Raw genomic sequence first — 19399 nt, forward strand, 5'->3', positions numbered from 1 at the left:
TTAATATTCTTGGTACGCATTTCTATCGATGTTAAAGGATAGGGTAAAACGCAAAGTGTTTTCTAAAGGGCTTGGCACTTTTGATGCTGAGAATAAATAAGATAAATCTACACCTACAACATTGTATTTAAACCCTGCTCCTAGCGCAAAGAACTTACGCGCTCCTTTGTCATCGGATTCATTGAAATAGCCTGCTCTAAAAGCAAACGAATCTTGGTAACGGTACTCGGCTCCTAAAGCCCAAGTCCATTCTTTCATTTCTTCGCTAAACCCTCCTGGTGCATCACCAAAAGATTGGAACATCCCTTGAAAAAACCCGACGTCGGGATCTTTACCATCCATAATTACAGAAGGCGTTACAACAGCTCCTAATTCATCTGTATCGGTTTCATCTGTACCATTTTCTGGATCGTAAACACCATTGCCATTATTATCTGTATATTCATATTCTGTTCCGTATTTAGGTGGCGTTGGCACTAATAATTTTGTTACTTCAGCAGTTACAGCAACAGTATTGTATTGGTCTAAAATAAAATCGAACCCACCACCTAAACGTAAAGTTGTTGGTTGAAAGTTTTCTTGCCCTTGGGCATCGTATTTAAACTTAGGGCCTATGTTTTGTATAGCAAACCCTAACCGCGTTCGCCCATTAAAATTGGCATAGGCTTCCTCTTCACTTTGGTAGTATCCCGAAACATCTACCCCGAATGTACTCGCTGGTTCTGGATCGCCAGAATAACCCGGTAATTTTAAATCGGAATGTAAAAAACGCATGGCCACTGCCATAGAAAATTGCTCACTTAATTTTAAAGCATATGACACATCTAATGTAAACTCATTAGGTTTTTGAACTAATGCTTCAGAAATTTCGTCTTGTACAAATTCAATTTCTCCCAATGAAAAATACCTAAAACTAGCTCCAAAAGCACTTCGTTCATTTAGACGATTAAAATAGGTAAGTCCACCTAAGAATATATCGTCTACTAATTTACTTAAATACGGTGTATAACTCACCCCAACACCTTGTTTGGTTTCGGAAAAGGCATATTTTGCTGGATTCCATTGTTGGGAAAAGGCATCTACCGAGGTAGCAACTCCCATATCTCCCATAGATGCAGACCTAGCATCTGGCGCAATTAACACAAACGGCATTCCTGTGGTTATAACACGTGAATCTTGTGACTCTGGAATTGTAACTGTTTGTGCTTGTACCTGTATTTGTGCTCCAAAATATAAAGCAGATAGGGCAAGAATGTATTTTTTCATAAATATGATTTATTTAACAAATATAATTTTTTCTTAAAGGATAACAAGTTTCTCTATTTTCTCTACAGTTTTGTTTAATGACGGAGAGTGTACTTTTAATTTATATACATACACGCCTTTTCCTATTTTATCACCAAAATCGTCTCGTCCATCCCAAATAATGTCCCTTGACAAGGACGATGCTCCATTATTACAACAATTAGAGGAATTGGTTTGACTGTTTAAGGTTCTCACTAATTTTCCTGAAACCGTAAATATTTGTACTGAAACGTTTAACGGTGATGAACTATTGTGGTTAAACCAAAATTCGGTGTAATTAACAAAAGGATTTGGATAATTCAATACATTATCGATAACAAGTTGCTGATTTTCGTTCTGTACCACAAATTGGATTTCGGAGGTGGATGAATTGTTATAAACATCCCAAGCTTTTAGCGTTAATGTATGTAAACCTGGCTCTAAATTACGAAAAGGGTAATTTACAATTCCCTTTTGAAAATTGTCTAGCTCTGTTTCGTAGTAATCGTTTAACACAAACGGATTGGTTTCATCGCCATCAATTATAGCTACAATATCATGCCCAATACCACTTGCTGTATTAATACCATTATCATCTTCTAATTTTACCAATAAACTTGGAGACTGATTAGTTATTCCTCCAGAAACAAAACTTTCGTCGTTCATAAACAAGTTTATAATTGGGCCATTATTGTCTTCTGGGGCTTCGTTATTAATACCTCCTATTAAAATGGTATTTACAGCTGCACCAGATTGATCGTTTAATTGCCCGTCTTGTTTGGCATAAAAACTAACTTTACCATAACCTTCGTTTATACCAATATCTCTAGGCATAACAAACTCGAATTCAAACTGACCATTGGTTATGGAAGCTTGCCCTCTAAAAAGGGTTTCACCCAAGGTTTCAAATGGCATAATTATAAGTTGACCGCCAGAACGTATACCGTCATTCCCTAAGGTTTCACGATCAATTTTTTTATCGAAAATAGTTGTAGAAAGCACCCCATTATAATTTGAAAGCACATTACCAGAAATATCGGTTACTTCCCCAGCAATTTTAACTCTATCTAATGCTTTTAACACGTCAACCCCTTGGTTTAAAGGCACATCGTTAACGGCAGTTAATCTTACATTGGGTTTAGGAAATGCTAATTTCATGGCTGGATCGCCTATAAAAAACACTAATCGTCTTTGCCCAATCCCAGAAATACTAGGGTTGTTTTTAGTTAACCTTAAGGCTTCTGCCATTGAAGGAAACTCATGGTCTTGATAATTGTCGTCGTCATTAAATGAAAATAAATACTCTTCTAAAACGTTATTAAATGTGATCCCCACATTTACAAATATTTGGCGCGTTGTTGAAATCAAGCCAATAGCGCCTCCCTCTTTATTCCAATAAGTAAGTTCTCCTGCTGTTGGCCGTAAAGGGTTGTCGAAACGTGTGTATTCACAAGTTACGGTTACAAAACAATTAAGTTTACAAACATTCCTTAATCCTTCAGAATGTTGTTTTTGAAAGATACGTTCGTGTGCCAACCCATCTTCTCCGCCATGCCCAAAATAGTTTACTACTAAAGCACCATTTTCTATGGCGTTTAGCATATCTGTAGTAACACCAGGATAACGATCGCCAGCTGCTGACGATTCTTGTTGATAGGCATCCATGTGGATTTTTATAGGGTTTAAAAACGGATGCTCTTCTGTAATGGTATTTGCAATGCCATCTGTGGTTTCTTGCAATACGCTTTCCCATTCAACATCGATATCATCAGATACGACTACAAAATTATTTCGCCATCTACCATAAGAAGCTTCTTTATAATACGTTTCCACTTTATCTACTAAAACTCTTGCGCGTTGTGGTGTGTCTGCTAAAATTCGTCCAACGGCAATATCCAGTTTATCTGAAGTTAACATGGTTCCTTCATTATCACCCATCATACCATAAAAATCATCAGACACAAAGGAATTGGTTAAGTTAAAACTATTATACGCATGCCAAGAAGGTACGATGTTTGTGTTATTTTCTATTCTATTTTTATAATCAAATGAGGCGTCTCCAAATAAGCATAAGTATTTAATTCTATTTTCTGAAGAGCTTGCGTTATCGTAAATATATTTTACGAGGTTTCTTATGGCTCCAATATCTGGATTACTTGTACTAAACTCTGAATAGATTTGATTTAAAGTAACCACTTTAACATTTAAGTTGTTGTAACTACGGTTAATTTGTGCTAATCGTTCGGCTTGATTAAGCATATTTTGACGAGCTACTATAAGGTAATCAATATCTTCAAATTCGCCTTGTTGGTTTTGAAAAATTGTTCCTTTTAAATTTTGGTTACTTACTCGAGTACGTTCCCCAATAAATGCTTGGTAATAATCGGAAGGCGTGACAAGTGCATAGCTTTTTTCACTCCCTAAATTGGACGTGAAACTTAATGTGTTACTATTATCTGTATTAACAAAATTAGTAACATTATAAATATCTGTAACATCCCAAATTTCTGACACCTGTGATGTATTTGTTACATTGTATTGACCAACACCTATTTCGTTACTAACATCATTATTTTTAAATGTAAGCTGATTTCCAGAAAAGTTAAGGTTTCTTGTAGCTTCTATAGCAATATAATCTAGATAAGCTATAGAACTTGGATTTCCACCATTATTGTAATCTAAGTTAACAGTAATTGTGGATGAATTAACGCTGACATCTTGTGCATAACTAGCAGGAATGGCTAAATTGGAATCGGTAATAGGTGAAAATGTTAATGTAGTAATATCTTGAGAGTTTACAGAAACATCTAAACTTGTAGGAACCTCTGCTGTTGATGCCGTTTGTATATTAAAATATATTGGTTCTGTTTCTACAAGATCGGGAAATTGAAATGTGAATGTTTTATTATTTTCTATATCAAAACGGTCTCCAAACCAACGTCTCCCTACTCTTACTAAATTAAACTCATCACTTTCATGAAATTTATAATCGTGAAATGTATTTATTTCCATATCTACATTTCCTGTAGGTTGTATAAAAGGCTGAATTCGTTTTCCTAAACCAGGGCTAATATTAATATAATAGTACGTTCTATTAGTATAACAATTTATATGCGTCCCTTTTTCAGCATCCCAAGATTTTGGGCCTTGCCCATAAAACAAAATGTAGTCATTATCATTAAAAGAACCATCGCTTTCTCCAACTACTCTAATAGCATTTTCGCGAACATCGTAGGACTGAGGTAAAGCATTGGAGTACGGAATCATATTCCCGCCATTACCATACAGTTTTATGGTTCTTGGGTCGATATCGTTTACATTAACACCTAAATTTGAGAGAAAGCTTTTTGATAATCTAAACACCCCTGTTTTATCGATATAAAACTTAAACCATTGCCCTGTGCTTAAAGCAGAATCATCAATATTCTGGCTATTATTGTTGGCATTTCTATTATAGCTTCCCGTATCATAGTTCACCGTAAAAGAAGTTACTCTTTGAAATGAATTATCATTAATTTTTATAACAGGAGACATCTTAAACTCTACACCAGAAACTCCACGAGCTTCAGTGTTTTTTGCCGAAAATTTTAAACGATTAGGAATAGTACTAACATCGGTATCTTTTAATTGCACTCTCGAAATGGTTTCGTAAATAACATTACCAACCGAAACAGAGGCTTCATCTATAAATCCACCTTGCCATTGGGTAATAAATTGTAAACCATCAATAGCATTGTAATTAAAGTTCTCTTTACTAAAAGAAGGCACTTCTACTTTATAACTACTTGTAAATAGTGTTTTATAACCATCCCATTGAATTTCAAACTGCTTTTGTTGGGCATGGGCATAAATGCCTATTAAAAAAATAACAAGTATTAATTTCTTTTTCATCGATAGCAATAACGTAAATAATATGGCAATATTATTGATTAATAACACGTTTTTTAAAAAACACTTCAAAATTACAATAATAAAATAAAATATTTAGCGTTATACTACGGCAAATAAACATGATTAAACCCAAAAATCATCGTTGTAATGCATAAATTACAGGACGAAATGCATGTTTTTTTATGTATTTTTTTAATTTTCGCTTGTAATCTTGGGTATAATTATTATATTGCGTCACCAAAAATATTTTAAGCTTACTTAAACGTATGGATATGAAAAAAGCAATGGTATGTAAGGTATTGTTAACTACAGTTTTAGCAGTATCTCTTGTTGGTTGTAAAAGATCATCCAGTTCAAACACCTCACGAGGAACTGGTTGGGACATCAACTCTAGAGATGGAGGTTTTCAATACAACACCGATTTTAAAGAACAAGAAACAGCTCCAGGATTAGTATTTGTAGAAGGTGGAACTTTTACCATGGGTAAAGTTGGAGACGATGTTATGCACGATTGGAATAACAGTCCAAATCAGCAACACGTTCAATCCTTTTACATGGATGAAACGGAGGTAACCAATAAAATGTATACAGAATACTTAGATTGGATTAAAAGAACTTACCCACCTACAGAAGAAAATTTTAAAGGCATTTATAATGGTGCTTTGCCAGATACTTTAGTTTGGAGAAACCGCTTAGGTTACAACGAAGTAATGACTGAGAATTACCTTCGTCATCCAGCATATGGCGAATACCCAGTTGTTGGTGTAAGCTGGATTCAAGCTGTAGAATTTGCTAACTGGAGAACAGACCGTGTTAACGAATTATACTTAGAAGAAGAAGGGTATATTGCCAGAGACGCTAAAATAGCTGTTGAAGCTGGTGAAACGTTCAACACAGACACTTATATTAACGCTCCAACACAAACATACGGAGGTAACGATAGTATTATTAGCCCACAAACGACTAGAAGAAGAGTACAAACTACTGCTTCTGGAGATACTATTAATGTATACGCAGGTAGAGAGACTGGTATTATTTCACCAGATTATAGACTACCAACTGAAGCTGAATGGGAATATGCTGCTTTAGGTCTTACAGAGTTAAGAAACTATAACATATATAGAGGTAGAAAAAAATATCCATGGGATGGCCAATACACACGTTCCGGTAAACGTAAAGTAAGAGGCGATCAATTAGCTAACTTTAAGCAAGGAAAAGGTGATTACGGTGGAATTGCAGGATGGTCTGACGATGGTGCAGATATAACCAATGCCGTAAAACAATACGAGCCTAACGACTTTGGTCTTTACGATATGGCTGGTAACGTAGCCGAATGGGTTGCCGATGTTTACAGACCTATTGTAGATGATGAGTTTAACGACTTTAACTACTACCGTGGTAACGTTTACACCAAAAACTCTATTAGTGAAGATGGTACTGTTAAAATTGTAACTGTAGATGAGATTGTTTACGACACACTTCCTAATGGCGATGTTATTGCAAGAGATTTACCAGGTGAAATTGCTCAAGTACCTGTAGATGAAGACGAAACTTACTTAAGACAAAACTTTGATAGAAGTGATAACCGTAACTTTAGAGACGGTGACAAACGCTCTTCTCGTTACTACAGAGACTACGATGAATTTGATGATGGTAGAAAAACAACAGCTTCGCAAACAAGAAAGATGTACAATTCTCCAAAACACAATGTAGAGCATGTAGACTCTACAGGTGAAATGATTAGAGAATACGATAAGTCTAACAAAAGAACATCCCTTATTAACGACGAAGTAAGAGTTTATAAAGGTGGTTCTTGGAAAGACAGAGAATATTGGTTAGACCCAGCTCAAAGACGTTATTTCCCACAAACTATGGCCACAGACTATATTGGGTTTAGATGTGCTATGTCTAGAGTAGGATCAAAATCTAAAGGAAGAAACAAAACAAAGAATTAAGCAATAATTCAACGTTTAAAAAAAGCTAAGCCCTGATTTTTTATCAGGGCTTTTTTCTTACATTTACTTTATGACAATTAATGCTCTTTATAAACTATTTTTAGAATGTAGTGCGGTTTCTACAGACACCAGAAAAATTAACCCAGGTGATTTATTTTTTGCCCTAAAAGGTGACAATTTTAACGGCAATACTTTTGCAAATAAAGCACTAGAATTAGGTGCTAAATACGTTGTAATAGATGAAAAAGAATTTAAAACATCCAACAACCATATTCTTGTAGAAGATTGCTTAAAAGCCTTACAGGATTTAGCAACTCATCATAGAAAAATATTAAAAACACCTATTATAGCTTTAACAGGAAGTAATGGTAAAACCACAACCAAAGAGTTAATTAAGGCTGTATTATCTAAAAAATATCGCGTTAGTGCCACCAAAGGTAATTTAAACAATCATATTGGTGTTCCTTTAACCTTGTTGGATATAAAACCTGATACAGATATTGCTATAGTTGAAATGGGTGCCAATCATCATAAAGAAATTGCCTTTTTATGCGATATAGCGCTACCCGACTTTGGATTAATCACCAATTTTGGTAAAGCTCATTTAGAAGGTTTTGGAAGTTTAGAAGGTGTTGTAAAAGCTAAATCGGAATTATATGACCACTTAAAAAAACATAGCAAAACCATCTTTTTTAATGAAGATGATAAAACACAAGTCAAACAAATTGGCAACTACAATAAAGTTATCGCTTTTGGCGCAAACTCTAAAGACACAAAAATCAGTTTTGTGGCATCAGAGCCTTTTGTTGCGTTAGAATATATGTCTGAACGTATAAATAGTCATTTAATTGGACATTATAATTTTAATAATATTGCTGTCGCAATAGCTATTGGAAAATATTTTGAAGTTCCGCATTTAAACATAAAACAAGCTATAGAAGGTTATGTTTCTTCTAACAATCGTTCGCAAATTATAAAAACAGAATCCAATCAAATTCTACTCGACGCCTATAATGCCAATCCAACAAGCATGATGGCTGCACTTGAAAACTTCACCAATCTTAGCTATAAGAATAAAACACTCATTTTAGGTGATATGTTTGAGCTTGGGGATAACGCTTTAAACGAGCACCAACATATTGTATCTTTTTTAGAAAAACAAAATGATATAACAGCTATAGTTGTAGGTGAACATTTTTCAAAAACTAAAACTTCGTCTGCAAAGATATTGGCACTTAAAACATACGCAGATTTAGCCAATTACTTAGAAAAATCACCTCTAAAAAACAGATTTATTTTAATTAAAGGCTCTAGAGGAATGGCGCTAGAAAGAGCTTTAAATATATTATAAAAAAAGAGCACTCAACATTAAATAACGATAAGCGCTCTATGTATTCCCTTAGATTAATAATAGCATTCCAAATGTCGGAATCATTCTCCTTATACGCAATACTCAATTTGAGTATTTTTATAATAAATTCTGATTAATCTTAAGCATTCCTATTAGCTCTCCTGTAGAGGCTATATTTAGCTTCTTTAAAATATTTCTCCGATGTGTATCTACCGTATTAGAGCTAATATTTAAGCGTCCTGCTATTTCTTTACTAGAGTAGTTTAATACTAGCAACCTTATAATATCGCGCTCCCTATTAGTTATATCGTTTTCCAGTAATTTTTGATTGAAACAATTAAAATACCTTGTTTCATATTCGCCTTTATCATTTAAATATTTTGCTGTAGCCGTAACATCTAATTTTATGTTAGGATCTAAAACAGTATAATGAGCCAACCCTATAATTGGTTTCATAAAAGCATCAAACTCTAAAGGTGTTGTATTTTGTACAATATTAACGTATTTATCATGACCGTTTTTAAACCGGTAATTCCAGGTATAACTCATTTTATAACGTTCCTGCTCATCAATTTCATTTAACGTATAATCCATGAGTGAGTTTAATGCCTTTAACCAATGCTCTACATCGTCTGGATGAATTCTACTCCAAAAATAATGCATGGCATCCTGTTTAAATTTTTCGGGTTCAATAGCCAAACAAGAAAACATATTCTTGCTTATATATTCAAAACCTAATTCTTGTGTGTTTGTAATGCAAAAAAAGGTAGACGTATGAGGTAAAAATGCATCGAGTTCTTTCATTTTTTCAATATGCTTTTTTAAGGCTGGTGTATTGTAAGACATGAAAATGTCTTCGTAAAGATTCTTAATATTTTTTAAAAGCATAATCTACACATTACTATCTGTTAGATAAAAATAGAAGATTTTTTTGATGAAAGAAACTAAAAACCCTAAAGTTTAGCACTTGGATTTCTTTTTGTGGGTCATACTGGATTCGAACCAGTGACTTCTACCCTGTCAAGGTAACACTCTAAACCAACTGAGTTAATGACCCATAAAAAAAGGTCTGTTGCAATAACAGACCTTTTATTTTTGTGGGCGCGAAGGGATTCGAACCCCTGACCCCTTGGGTGTAAACCAAGTGCTCTGAACCAACTGAGCTACGCGCCCTTCCGTAATGGGATTGCAAATATAATGCAGTTTTTAATATTGCAAAACTTTTTTCGAAAAAAAATTAAATTATTTCTGCTACAGTAAACGTGCTTCCTCCTACAAAAATTAAATCGTTCTCTTTCGCTTGCTCTTTTGCGTTTGAAAATGCCTGATTTACACTGCCATATATTTTAGATGTGAAATTAGCTTTATCAAATTCACTTTTTAATTTTTTTTCATCCATACCACGTGGAATATCTGGCTTACATAAATAATAAGTTGCTTGTTTGGGTAAAATGGTAAACAAAGAAGTTAAATCTTTATCGTTTACAACACCAAAAACAATATGCAAGTTATCAAACGGCTCTTTTTTTAATTGATTAACTACTAGTGAAAGCCCTTCAACATTATGAGCTGTATCACAAATAATCTTTGGATTATGTTGTAACACTTGCCAACGACCTTTTAAACCTGTATTTTTTGTAACATGACGTAATCCTAACGTTATGTTCTCTTTTGATATTTTAAAAGAAGATTCCTGATTTAAAACAGCTATTGTTTGTACTGCTGTTTTAATGTTTTTTTGTTGATACTCTCCCAGCAAATCACTTTTATAAGATAACTTTTCTTGAAGTTGATCGGCAAAATAAATAGGTGATTGCTTCTCTGCTGCTATAGTTTTAAAAACAGTTTGCGTCTCTTTTTGTGTTTCACCAATAACAACTGGTGCTTTGCTTTTAATAATTCCAGCTTTTTCCCTAGCTATAGTTGCTAAATCATGACCTAAAAACTGTGTATGATCTAAACCGATATTTGTAATAACAGACACTAAAGGATGTATAATATTTGTAGAATCTAATCGCCCTCCTAAACCAACTTCTATAATAGCAATATCAACATCATTTTTAGCAAAATAGTCAAAAGCCATTAAGGTGGTCATTTCAAAAAAAGACAAGGACTTTTTCTCTAAAAATGCTTTGTTTCGATTAATAAAACCAATTACAAACTGTTTACTTACAGGTACACCGTTAATTCTTATACGTTCGCGATAATCTTTTAAATGAGGCGATGTAAATAAGCCCGTTTTATAGCCCGCTTCTTGACATATAGAAGCCAACATGTTAGCTGTAGACCCTTTACCGTTTGTTCCAGCAACGTGAATGGTTTTTAAGTGTTGTTCAGGGTGATTTAAATGAGCGGCTAAAGTAAGCGTATTACTTAAATCGGCTTTGTATGCAGACTTCCCTTGCCTTTGATACATAGGCAATTTGGAAAACATCCAGTTTATAGTTTCTTGATAAGTCATGGGACGGCTTACTGTCCTAAGTTGAAGTTTACCTTTACAAAACCAATTTGTTTAGCAGGGGCATTCGCATCGGGTCGCCATTTATGTGACAATGCCATTTTCTTGGCGGGTTCTAATAAACAAGGAGCTGTATTGGTAGTTCCTTTAACACCTGGCGTGGCTTGAATTACATTTCCATTGCGGTTTACAATAATCTTAACGATTACCATACCACTTTCATTACAGTCTTGTTTTATTGTATTATAAGTTGCTTTACCACGTCCATTTAAGCCATACCCAACACCGCCATTTCCGCTTCCAGCTTGGCCAAAATAGCTTGGCGCATAGGGATCGCCGTCTAACTGGCCTTTATCTCCTGCTTGATTATCGTTGCCTTCGCTTCCGGTAACCTCATCAGATTTGCTCACACCACCAATAAGTGCATCGAGTTTCTTTTTCTTTTCTTCTTGCTCTCTCTTTTCTTTAGCAATACGTTCGGCTTCTGCCTTGGCTTTGGCTTCGGCTTCGGCTTTAGCCTTAGCTTCAGCTTCTTTTTGTTTTTTTATGGCTATGGATTCTGCGGTTTCTTGAGTCATAACTTCTTCTTTAGCTTCTGAAGAAGTTGATGGAGTAGTTTCTGAAACAGTTTCTTGAGGTGGTTGCTCGACTACTTCGGGTTCAGATTTCACAGGCTTCTTGGGTTGTACTTGTCCAGAGCCAAAATCTGTAGTCCCAAAATTAACAGCTACGCCGTACTCTACTGGCGGATCCATATAAGGCGGACCAACTACAAATAGCAACAGCAGTAAAATTACCGTAATTAATACCGTAATTTTTGCTGAGTTCCTTTCATGTTTGGTCTCAAGATACTTCATATTAATTAGGTTTTACAGCAAGTATAACCTTAAATTTATTTCTGTTTGCTATGTCCATAACCTTAACTACATTATCTACAGGCACCGATTTTTCGGCTCTTAAAACAATGGTAGGTTGCGAATCTCCAGAAAGCGCATTAATAAGTTCGTTTTCAAGAACACTAACGCCTACTCTTCTTTGGTCGATATAATATGTTAAATCTTTCTTGATACTAACAGCTACCGATTTTTTATTTTCGGTTTTTCCACTGGCTTTAGGTAATAAAATGTCTATGGCATTTGTAGTTACCAAAGTAGATGCTAGCATAAAAAAGATAAGTAACAAGAATACAATGTCGGTCATAGACGACATATTAAACTCTGGTGTTACTTTATTTCTTCCTCTTAAATTCATTTAGATAGGCTCGTTTAAGTGATCTAAAAACTCTAGCGAATTAGCTTCCATTTGGTATACCACTTTATCGGTTTTAACCACTAAATGGTTGTAAGCAATGTAACCAACTATACCCACTATTAAACCAGCAACTGTGGTTGTCATGGCGGTATATAAGCCATCTGCTAAAAGTTTTATATCAATTTGACCACCTGAATTTGCAATTTCAAATATGGATAATATCATTCCAATAACTGTACCAAGAAAACCAATCATAGGAGCTGCACCAGAAATAGTAGCTAGAATGCTTACATTCTTTTCTAAATTGTAGACTTCTAATCTACCTGCGTTTTCAATGGCTGTATTAATATCTTCCAAAGGTTTTCCTATACGTGTAATGCCTTTGTTAATTAATCTTGAAACGGGCGAATTTACCTGCGCACACAGCATTTGAGCCGAATCTATTTTACCATTACTTACATGGTCTTTAATCTGATTCATAAAATTGGCATCTATTTTAGAAGCTGCTTTTATGGCAAATAAACGCTCGAAATAAATATAACAAGCGCCTACTAATAAAATAAATAACAACCCTATAATAATTTGGCCTGCCGTTCCGCCACTACCAATCAATTCGATTATGGATAAGGTTTTTTCTACAGGCTCTTCGCCTTCTGTTAAGACTTCTGCTCCTTCTTGAACTTCTTGAATTATTGTATATATCATAAAAAATGAATCTTATAAAGCTATTATAACTGATTTTTTGTTAAAAAATTGTTCTTGTAAACATAAATGCAACTGCCCCTACTAAAAACCCTACTAATGCTAGCCAAGCAATTTTTTTCAGGTACCAGAAAAAATCAATCTTTTCCATACCCATAGCCACAACACCAGCAGCAGAACCAATAATTAACATACTTCCTCCTGTTCCTGCTGAATAGGCTATAAAGTGCCACAATTCGTTATCGGTAGGTACAGAGAACATTCCTAAACTAGCGGCTACCAATGGCACATTATCAATTACAGCCGATCCTACACCTAATAAAAGCACAACTAAATCGGAAACACCTTCATGATGCAATTCGGTTCCTAACATAGGCATATTTTCTTGTAAGGATTCTGCAAAACCAAATAGTATTCCTAAAGATTCTAAAGCTGCAACAGCCATTAAAATTCCTAAGAAGAATAAAATACTTGGCATTTCAATTTTTGATAATGAATGATGCACAGGACTGTGATGCCCTTGGTGATCTGCGTCTCCTGAAGTATCAAAAGACATGGCAAACTTAGTATTACTATAAATTTCGGCAAAAATGGCAACAACACCTAAAGCCAACATCATACCTACATAAGGAGGTAAATGTGTAACGGTTTTAAATACAGGAACCGAAACAATCCCGCCTAATCCTAAATACAACATTGTAGAACTAAACTTGTTTTTAGGTTTATCATTACTGTCGTCTTGACCTTCCAATTCTCCTCTAAATGCTGGTAAAAACGAGGCAATAAATACAGGAACCAACATACATAACAATGATGGAATAAACAGATATACAAATAAATGTCCTGTAGTGACTTTATTACCTATCCACAACATAGTGGTTGTTACATCACCTATTGGAGACCAAGCACCTCCTGCATTTGCAGCGATTACGATTAAACCGGCATACCAAATACGTACTTTTCTGTCGCTTATTAGCTTTTGTAGGATAGAAATTAATACTATAGTTGCTGTTAAATTATCGATAATAGCCGATAGGAAGAAAGCTAGAAAAGCAAAAATCCATAAAATACGTTTTTTGCTTTTTGTTTTTACATAGTTTTTAATTGTTGAGAAACCATCAAAATAATCGATAATTTCAACTATAGTCATAGCACCTAAAAGGAAGACTAAAATTTCGGCTGTTTTTCCTAAATGGTGCAACAGCGTTTCTTCCATGAGATGCATTTTTTCTTCATGATCCAACAAACCAAAGTTATCTAATAAAGCATGTTTTCCAGAATCAAACCACTGTGTAAAGTGATCTAACCCTAATGCTATTAGCGCCCAACAAATGGCCATCATAACCAATGCTGGGATAAGTTTATCGATTTTTAAATTGTGTTCTAGTGTAATGGCTAAATAACCAAGGACGAATACACTAATAATGATTGCTTCCATAATTATGTTTTAAACAAGTTGGCTTAAGGCAATTTCAAAAGCCGTATTACTAATTCCGGTTTTAGATTTATTTTTTTCGTGCACTTTTCTTAGTGCTGTTTCTATGGTTTGCGAGGTATCGTTAAAAATAGCTTCATCTGTCATTTGTACTTTTCGTTCCATAAAGTAAGCAAAAACTCTAGCCATACCACAGTTTGAAATAAAGTCTGGGATTAAACTTACTTTACTATCGGTATGTTCCATGATAGGGCCAAAAAAGATTTCCTTATCGGCAAAAGGCACATTAGCACCACATGAAATCACTTCTAAGCCTGTGCTAATCATTTCATCTATTTGCGCTTTTGTTATTAGCCTTGAAGCTGCACATGGCGCAAATATTTCGGTTTCGAGAGACCAGATTTTCTCTTTCATGTCTTCGAAAGGAATTAAGTTATCTGCTTGTAATTTGTTTCCTTTTTTAGATAAGAATAGTTCTGTTATTTCTTCAAAGGTAAAACCATCTTTATTTATTAAGCCTCCAGAAATATCTATAATTCCTACTATTTTAGCGCCCATTTGACTTAAATAAAACGCTGCTGCAGACCCCACATTTCCAAAGCCTTGCACAATAGCACGTTTTCCTTCTACTGTTCCTCCATAAATGCTGTAATATTGTTTTACGGCTTCGGCTACACCATAACCAGTAATCATATCGGCCACTGTATATTTTCTAGCTACAGAAGGTGAAAAATTAGGGTTTTCTAAAACTTTAATTACGCCTTGTCTTAGCTGGCCAATTCTGTTAATTTTATCGGCATCTGTAGGCTTAAAATGCCCACTAAAAACACCTTCTTGCGGATGCCATACACCACTTTCTTCGGTAATTGGTATCACTTCGTGAATTTCATCAACATTTAAATCGCCCCCAGTACCATAATAGCTTTTTAATAAAGGGGAAACTGCTTTATACCAGCGTTCTAAAACACCTTTTTTTCTAGGATCGTTTGGGTCAAAATTAATTCCTGATTTTGCACCACCAATTGGTGGGCCAGAAACGGTGAATTTTATCTCCATAGTTTTAGCAAGAGATAACACTTCATTCATATCTAGACCTTGTCGCATTCTAGTACCTCCACCAGCAGCACCGCCTCGTAACGAGTTGATAACAGTCCAGCCTTCGGCCTCAGTTTCTGGGTCTTTCCAGTTAAAAATTATTTCGGGTTCTTTCGCTTCGTACTTTTGAAGTAAGTCTTTCATTTAGGTTAGTTATTGTAGTTAACAAATATATAAAACTCTACACCTTAAATATTAAATTTTCAATAAATTTAAGGTTTAAAAATTGTTCCTGAACTATGATTATTTTTTGCGCCTGTTACACTCGATAAGCAATTAATTTCATTACGTAATTTTAAGACACCTAATAAACCAAAAACAATCGCTTCTTTAAAATCTACTATTACATTTTTTGGAATAACGATTTCTTGTGATGTCATCGATTTTAATCGTTCTATTAAGTATGTATTATATGCGCCGCCTCCAGTTATTAAAACCTTTGTTTGTGATTTATCTTTTACTGCCTTCGAAATTTGAATAGCCACATGCTCACATACTGTAGAGAGCACGTCTTTAATTTGCAAATTATAAGATTCTATAATAGGTAAAAAAATCGCTTTAACCCATTCTAACCCTAAGGATTTTGGAGCACTTTTTTTATAAAAATCTAGACCATTAAGATCTTCAAGTAGTTGTTTACTTACCATTCCAGAAGACGCTATTTTTCCTGCATTATCATAAGCAAACCCCAATTGATTAACATAATGATTTAAGACTATATTAACTGGACAAATATCGTAAGCAATTCTCTCATTATTTATTTTGGTTGAAATATTAGCAAAACCTCCTAAGTTTAAACAGAAATCGTAATCTTTAAATAATAATTCATCTCCAATTGGCACCAATGGTGCTCCTTCACCTCCTAAAGACACATCCTGTACTCTAAAGTCACAAACTACCAATTGGTTTAACTTTTCGGCTAATAACTTTCTATTTCCTATTTGATAAGTAAGTCCTTTGTTAGGTTGATGTAAAGCTGTATGACCATGAGAGCATACAGCATCTATATGCTTTAGTTTATACTTATTGATGAACTTACCAATAATTTCAGCTAAGTAAACAGTATAATCACAATCTATTTGTTGTAAGTCTTTTTGGGAGAGTTCCGTTAGGTTTTTAAGCCTTTCCCCCCAACCTGCAGTATAGGAAACAGTCTCTGTATCAAGACAGTTAAAAGACCACACATCATCATTCACCTTAAAATTCACGTAAACTAAATCTACGCCATCTAAAGATGTCCCAGACATAACACCAATTACATTATAATCTTCCTTTAACATATTCGGTAAAAATAGAAATCCTTATTGAAAAAATCACATTAAAAAGCTATCTTTGACAACATTTTTTATCAAATTAATAATTCACTATAAATAGGCTTATGGATTTTAGCTTAACAGAAGAACATATGATGATTCGCGACGCAGCTCGCGATTTTGCAAAAACCGAACTTTTACCAGGCGTTTTAGAACGTGATGAAAAACAAGAATTCCCACAAGAATTAGTAAAAAAAATGGGGGAACTTGGTTTTATGGGAATTATGGTAGACCCTAAATATGGCGGTAGTGGTATGGACGCTACGTCTTACGTTTTAATTATGGAGGAACTCTCTAAAATCGATGCTTCGGCTTCGGTTATTGTTTCTGTAAACAACTCTTTAGTATGCTACGGCCTTGAAGCTTTTGGCACTGAAGAACAAAAACAAAAATACTTAACTAAATTAGCTACTGGTGAGTTTGTAGGAGCATTTTGCCTTAGCGAACCAGAAGCTGGTAGCGACGCCACTTCACAAAGAACAACTGCCGAAGACAAAGGCGACCACTATATTATAAATGGTACAAAAAACTGGATTACCAGCGGTGGACGTGCCGATGTTTATCTAGTCATTGCACAAACAGACAAAGACAAAGGTCACAGAGGCATTAACGCTTTTATTGTTGAAAAAGGCACAGAAGGTTTTGATGTTGGACCAAAAGAAGACAAACTAGGTATTCGTGGAAGCGACACCCATACATTACAATTTAACAATGTAAAAGTACCTAAAGAAAATCGCATTGGCGAAGATGGTTTTGGGTTTAAATTTGCCATGAAAACACTTTCTGGTGGACGTATTGGGATTGCCTCTCAAGCTTTAGGTATTGCTGCTGGCGCGTACGAACTTGCCTTAAAATACTCTAAAGAAAGACAAGCTTTTGGCACCGAAATATGCAACCATCAAGCTATCGCATTTAAATTAGCTGATATGGCTACCGAAATTGAAGCTGCTCGCCATTTAGTTATGAAAGCTGCCTGGGATAAAGACCAAGGAAACAATTACGACCAATCTAGTGCCATGGCAAAACTATATGCTAGTAAAGTTGCTATGGATACAACTGTAGAAGCTGTTCAAATTCACGGCGGTAATGGCTTTGTAAAAGAATACCATGTAGAACGCTTAATGCGTGATGCCAAGATTACTCAAATTTATGAAGGCACGAGTGAAATTCAAAAAATTGTCATTTCAAGAAATGTTTTAAAAGACTAATAAAAACAACGCTTCATTATATTATAAAGACGGCTTTTTGCCGTCTTTTTTTGTATGTTAAATTCCCCCATCCTTCCTATTGCTAAAAAAAGCTATATTTGTAATACACATGAAGGTCATTAATTTATACACCCTTAACAATAGCCGCATTTATTCTCGCGCATACAGCGTTAATAGATGTCAACCTCATCGGTTTGTGCCTCCACCCTACTTATAGTTTTACGTCAGTTCAAAAAAAACTATAATTAACATAATTATATTAGGCTTAAAAAAGCTTTTAACCTTAAATAATCTATACTTTGAAAAATCTCTTGTGGTTTATTTTCACTATTCCATTTATTGGTATAGCACAAGACACGCCTGAAATAAAATTTGGCGGTGCATTACGATTTAATTACATCTACTCGTCATGGAAACCCGAACAAAAAAAACAAGGTGGTGATTTTATGTACGATATGTTCCGTGTTAATGCCAAAGCAGCATACAAAGGCATTAAATTGAATGCCGAATACCGATTATATTCCGATGCATTTGGTGGCGGTGTTTTAAAACAAGGGTGGCTTAGCTACAGTTTTAACACCCAAAACCACATACAAGTAGGGCTAACCCAAGTTCCTTTTGGTATTCAACAATACAATTCTCACAACTGGTTTTTTAATATTGGGTATTATATTGGCCTAGAAGATGATCATGACATTGGCATTAAATTTATTCATGAAAAAGAAGAGGGTTTCAACTACCAAATAGCATTTTTTAAAAATGCTGAAGCTATCACATTTGGAGGCAATAGCGATATATCATATAGCAGATATTCTTACGATGTATCTTCCATGGATGTTGATGGTGATGGCGAACTAGATTATAGAAATAAAGAAATAAATCAGTTTAATTTTAAGGTTAATTATAAAATAAACCGCAAAAACTTTAAGCATCAAATGGGTGCGTACGCTCAATATGGTGGCCTTTACAATTTAGACACTAAAGACATAGGCAACCATTATGGGTACGGTGTGTTTTACGAGTTAGATTATAAAAAATTAAATATAAAATCTGAGCTTTTACATTATACAAAATCACCAAAAAATCCAGATAATGAAAGTAAATCGGTTTTTGCCATGGCTGCTTACGGCACACCATATCTAGTGGCCTCAAAAGCAAATATGGCAACACTTGCTGTCGCTTACACAATACCTGTAACATGGAAACCTATTGAAAGCCTTCAATTTTACAACGATTTTGGATATATTAACAAAATAACAGAGGGGTTTACAGACAGTTACATGAATGTTACCGGAGTTGGTGTATCTGCTGGACATCTTTACACTTATTTTGATTTTGCCGCCGGCAAAAATAATTCTTGGCTAGGCGGAAACTTTATTGACGATTTTGCCCAAGGGAACCCTGAAGCAAAATGGGAAGCTAGATTTAACATAAATATTGGATATTACTTTTAAAC

The 19399-nt window shown here is 34.8% G+C and carries 14 protein-coding genes and 2 tRNA genes; 4 read left to right on the forward strand and 12 right to left on the reverse strand.

The genetic code is table 11. The features are described 5' to 3' along the window. Both porV and porU read right to left on the reverse strand, forming a co-directional pair. Positions 1-1266: a type IX secretion system outer membrane channel protein PorV gene (porV, locus tag EJA19_RS06625; RefSeq protein WP_125467560.1), complete on the reverse strand. Its 1266-nt coding sequence runs from the start codon at positions 1264-1266 to the stop codon at positions 1-3. Between the two features lie 33 nt (positions 1267-1299). After that, positions 1300-5223: a type IX secretion system sortase PorU gene (porU, locus tag EJA19_RS06630; protein WP_317124822.1), complete on the reverse strand. Its 3924-nt coding sequence runs from the start codon at positions 5221-5223 to the stop codon at positions 1300-1302. 218 nt (positions 5224-5441) lie between these two features. Between porU and gldJ the strand changes: the two genes are divergently transcribed. Together gldJ and EJA19_RS06640 are read left to right on the forward strand one after the other, a co-directional pair. Continuing rightward, positions 5442-7130: a gliding motility lipoprotein GldJ gene (gldJ, locus tag EJA19_RS06635; RefSeq protein WP_206075163.1), complete on the forward strand. Its 1689-nt coding sequence runs from the start codon at positions 5442-5444 to the stop codon at positions 7128-7130. A 70-nt stretch (positions 7131-7200) separates the two neighbouring features. Beyond that, positions 7201-8481, forward strand: a complete 1281-nt coding sequence (locus EJA19_RS06640; protein WP_125467563.1) for a UDP-N-acetylmuramoyl-tripeptide--D-alanyl-D-alanine ligase — start codon at positions 7201-7203, stop codon at positions 8479-8481. 117 nt (positions 8482-8598) lie between these two features. Here EJA19_RS06640 and EJA19_RS06645 read toward each other — a convergent pair whose 3' ends face one another. The 10 genes from EJA19_RS06645 to EJA19_RS06690 all read right to left on the reverse strand — a co-directional run bounded on the left by EJA19_RS06645 (position 8599) and on the right by EJA19_RS06690 (position 16702). Next, positions 8599-9369 (reverse strand): helix-turn-helix domain-containing protein, encoded by a 771-nt coding sequence (locus EJA19_RS06645; RefSeq protein ID WP_125467564.1) that lies wholly within the window; start codon positions 9367-9369, stop codon positions 8599-8601. Positions 9370-9463: 94 nt separating this feature from the next. Further along, positions 9464-9538, reverse strand: a tRNA-Val gene (locus tag EJA19_RS06650). Between the two features lie 41 nt (positions 9539-9579). Beyond that, positions 9580-9654: transfer RNA gene (locus EJA19_RS06655), tRNA-Val, on the reverse strand. A 64-nt stretch (positions 9655-9718) separates the two neighbouring features. After that, on the reverse strand, positions 9719-10942 hold the full coding sequence (locus EJA19_RS06660; protein ID WP_125467565.1) for a bifunctional folylpolyglutamate synthase/dihydrofolate synthase: 1224 nt from the start codon (positions 10940-10942) through the stop codon (positions 9719-9721). Positions 10943-10950: 8 nt separating this feature from the next. Beyond that, the gene (locus EJA19_RS06665; RefSeq protein WP_125467566.1) at positions 10951-11796 is read right to left on the reverse strand and encodes an energy transducer TonB; all 846 of its coding nucleotides are present in this window, start codon (positions 11794-11796) and stop codon (positions 10951-10953) included. A gap of 1 nt (position 11797) precedes the next feature. Next, entirely contained in the window at positions 11798-12190 is a 393-nt protein-coding gene (locus EJA19_RS06670) for an ExbD/TolR family protein (protein ID WP_125467567.1), read from the reverse strand. Beyond that, positions 12191-12895 carry a MotA/TolQ/ExbB proton channel family protein gene (locus EJA19_RS06675; protein WP_125467568.1) on the reverse strand — a complete coding sequence of 235 codons (705 nt, stop codon included), beginning with the start codon at positions 12893-12895 and terminating at the stop codon, positions 12191-12193. Between the two features lie 40 nt (positions 12896-12935). After that, complete coding sequence (gene nhaD, locus EJA19_RS06680; RefSeq protein ID WP_125467569.1) at positions 12936-14330, reverse strand: sodium:proton antiporter NhaD; 1395 nt, start codon at positions 14328-14330, stop codon at positions 12936-12938. A gap of 9 nt (positions 14331-14339) precedes the next feature. Next, on the reverse strand, positions 14340-15566 hold the full coding sequence (locus EJA19_RS06685) for a Glu/Leu/Phe/Val dehydrogenase dimerization domain-containing protein (protein ID WP_125467570.1): 1227 nt from the start codon (positions 15564-15566) through the stop codon (positions 14340-14342). 68 nt (positions 15567-15634) lie between these two features. After that, positions 15635-16702: an anhydro-N-acetylmuramic acid kinase gene (locus EJA19_RS06690; RefSeq protein WP_125467571.1), complete on the reverse strand. Its 1068-nt coding sequence runs from the start codon at positions 16700-16702 to the stop codon at positions 15635-15637. Between the two features lie 98 nt (positions 16703-16800). On the opposite strand from EJA19_RS06690, the gene EJA19_RS06695 reads away from it, so the two are divergent. Both EJA19_RS06695 and EJA19_RS06700 read left to right on the forward strand, forming a co-directional pair. Further along, on the forward strand, positions 16801-17943 hold the full coding sequence (locus EJA19_RS06695; RefSeq protein WP_125467572.1) for an acyl-CoA dehydrogenase: 1143 nt from the start codon (positions 16801-16803) through the stop codon (positions 17941-17943). A 299-nt stretch (positions 17944-18242) separates the two neighbouring features. After that, on the forward strand, positions 18243-19397 hold the full coding sequence (locus tag EJA19_RS06700) for a hypothetical protein (RefSeq protein WP_206075164.1): 1155 nt from the start codon (positions 18243-18245) through the stop codon (positions 19395-19397). Positions 19398-19399 lie beyond the last annotated feature (2 nt).

Origin of the sequence: Mangrovimonas spongiae (assembly GCF_003944795.1) — a bacterium.
GTDB lineage: Bacteria > Bacteroidota > Bacteroidia > Flavobacteriales > Flavobacteriaceae > Mangrovimonas > Mangrovimonas spongiae.

What these genes read in the sequence shown, in the direction of transcription:
- porV (WP_125467560.1), bottom strand. Translation starts at nt 1,266, where the DNA reads ATGAAAAAATACATTCTTGCCCTATCTGCTTTATATTTTGGAGCACAA.
- gldJ (WP_206075163.1), top strand. Translation starts at nt 5,442, where the DNA reads ATGGATATGAAAAAAGCAATGGTATGTAAGGTATTGTTAACTACAGTT.
- EJA19_RS06640 (WP_125467563.1), top strand. Translation starts at nt 7,201, where the DNA reads ATGACAATTAATGCTCTTTATAAACTATTTTTAGAATGTAGTGCGGTT.
- EJA19_RS06645 (WP_125467564.1), bottom strand. Translation starts at nt 9,369, where the DNA reads ATGCTTTTAAAAAATATTAAGAATCTTTACGAAGACATTTTCATGTCT.
- EJA19_RS06660 (WP_125467565.1), bottom strand. Translation starts at nt 10,942, where the DNA reads ATGACTTATCAAGAAACTATAAACTGGATGTTTTCCAAATTGCCTATG.
- EJA19_RS06665 (WP_125467566.1), bottom strand. Translation starts at nt 11,796, where the DNA reads ATGAAGTATCTTGAGACCAAACATGAAAGGAACTCAGCAAAAATTACG.
- EJA19_RS06670 (WP_125467567.1), bottom strand. Translation starts at nt 12,190, where the DNA reads ATGAATTTAAGAGGAAGAAATAAAGTAACACCAGAGTTTAATATGTCG.
- EJA19_RS06675 (WP_125467568.1), bottom strand. Translation starts at nt 12,895, where the DNA reads ATGATATATACAATAATTCAAGAAGTTCAAGAAGGAGCAGAAGTCTTA.
- nhaD (WP_125467569.1), bottom strand. Translation starts at nt 14,330, where the DNA reads ATGGAAGCAATCATTATTAGTGTATTCGTCCTTGGTTATTTAGCCATT.
- EJA19_RS06685 (WP_125467570.1), bottom strand. Translation starts at nt 15,566, where the DNA reads ATGAAAGACTTACTTCAAAAGTACGAAGCGAAAGAACCCGAAATAATT.
- EJA19_RS06690 (WP_125467571.1), bottom strand. Translation starts at nt 16,702, where the DNA reads ATGTTAAAGGAAGATTATAATGTAATTGGTGTTATGTCTGGGACATCT.
- EJA19_RS06695 (WP_125467572.1), top strand. Translation starts at nt 16,801, where the DNA reads ATGGATTTTAGCTTAACAGAAGAACATATGATGATTCGCGACGCAGCT.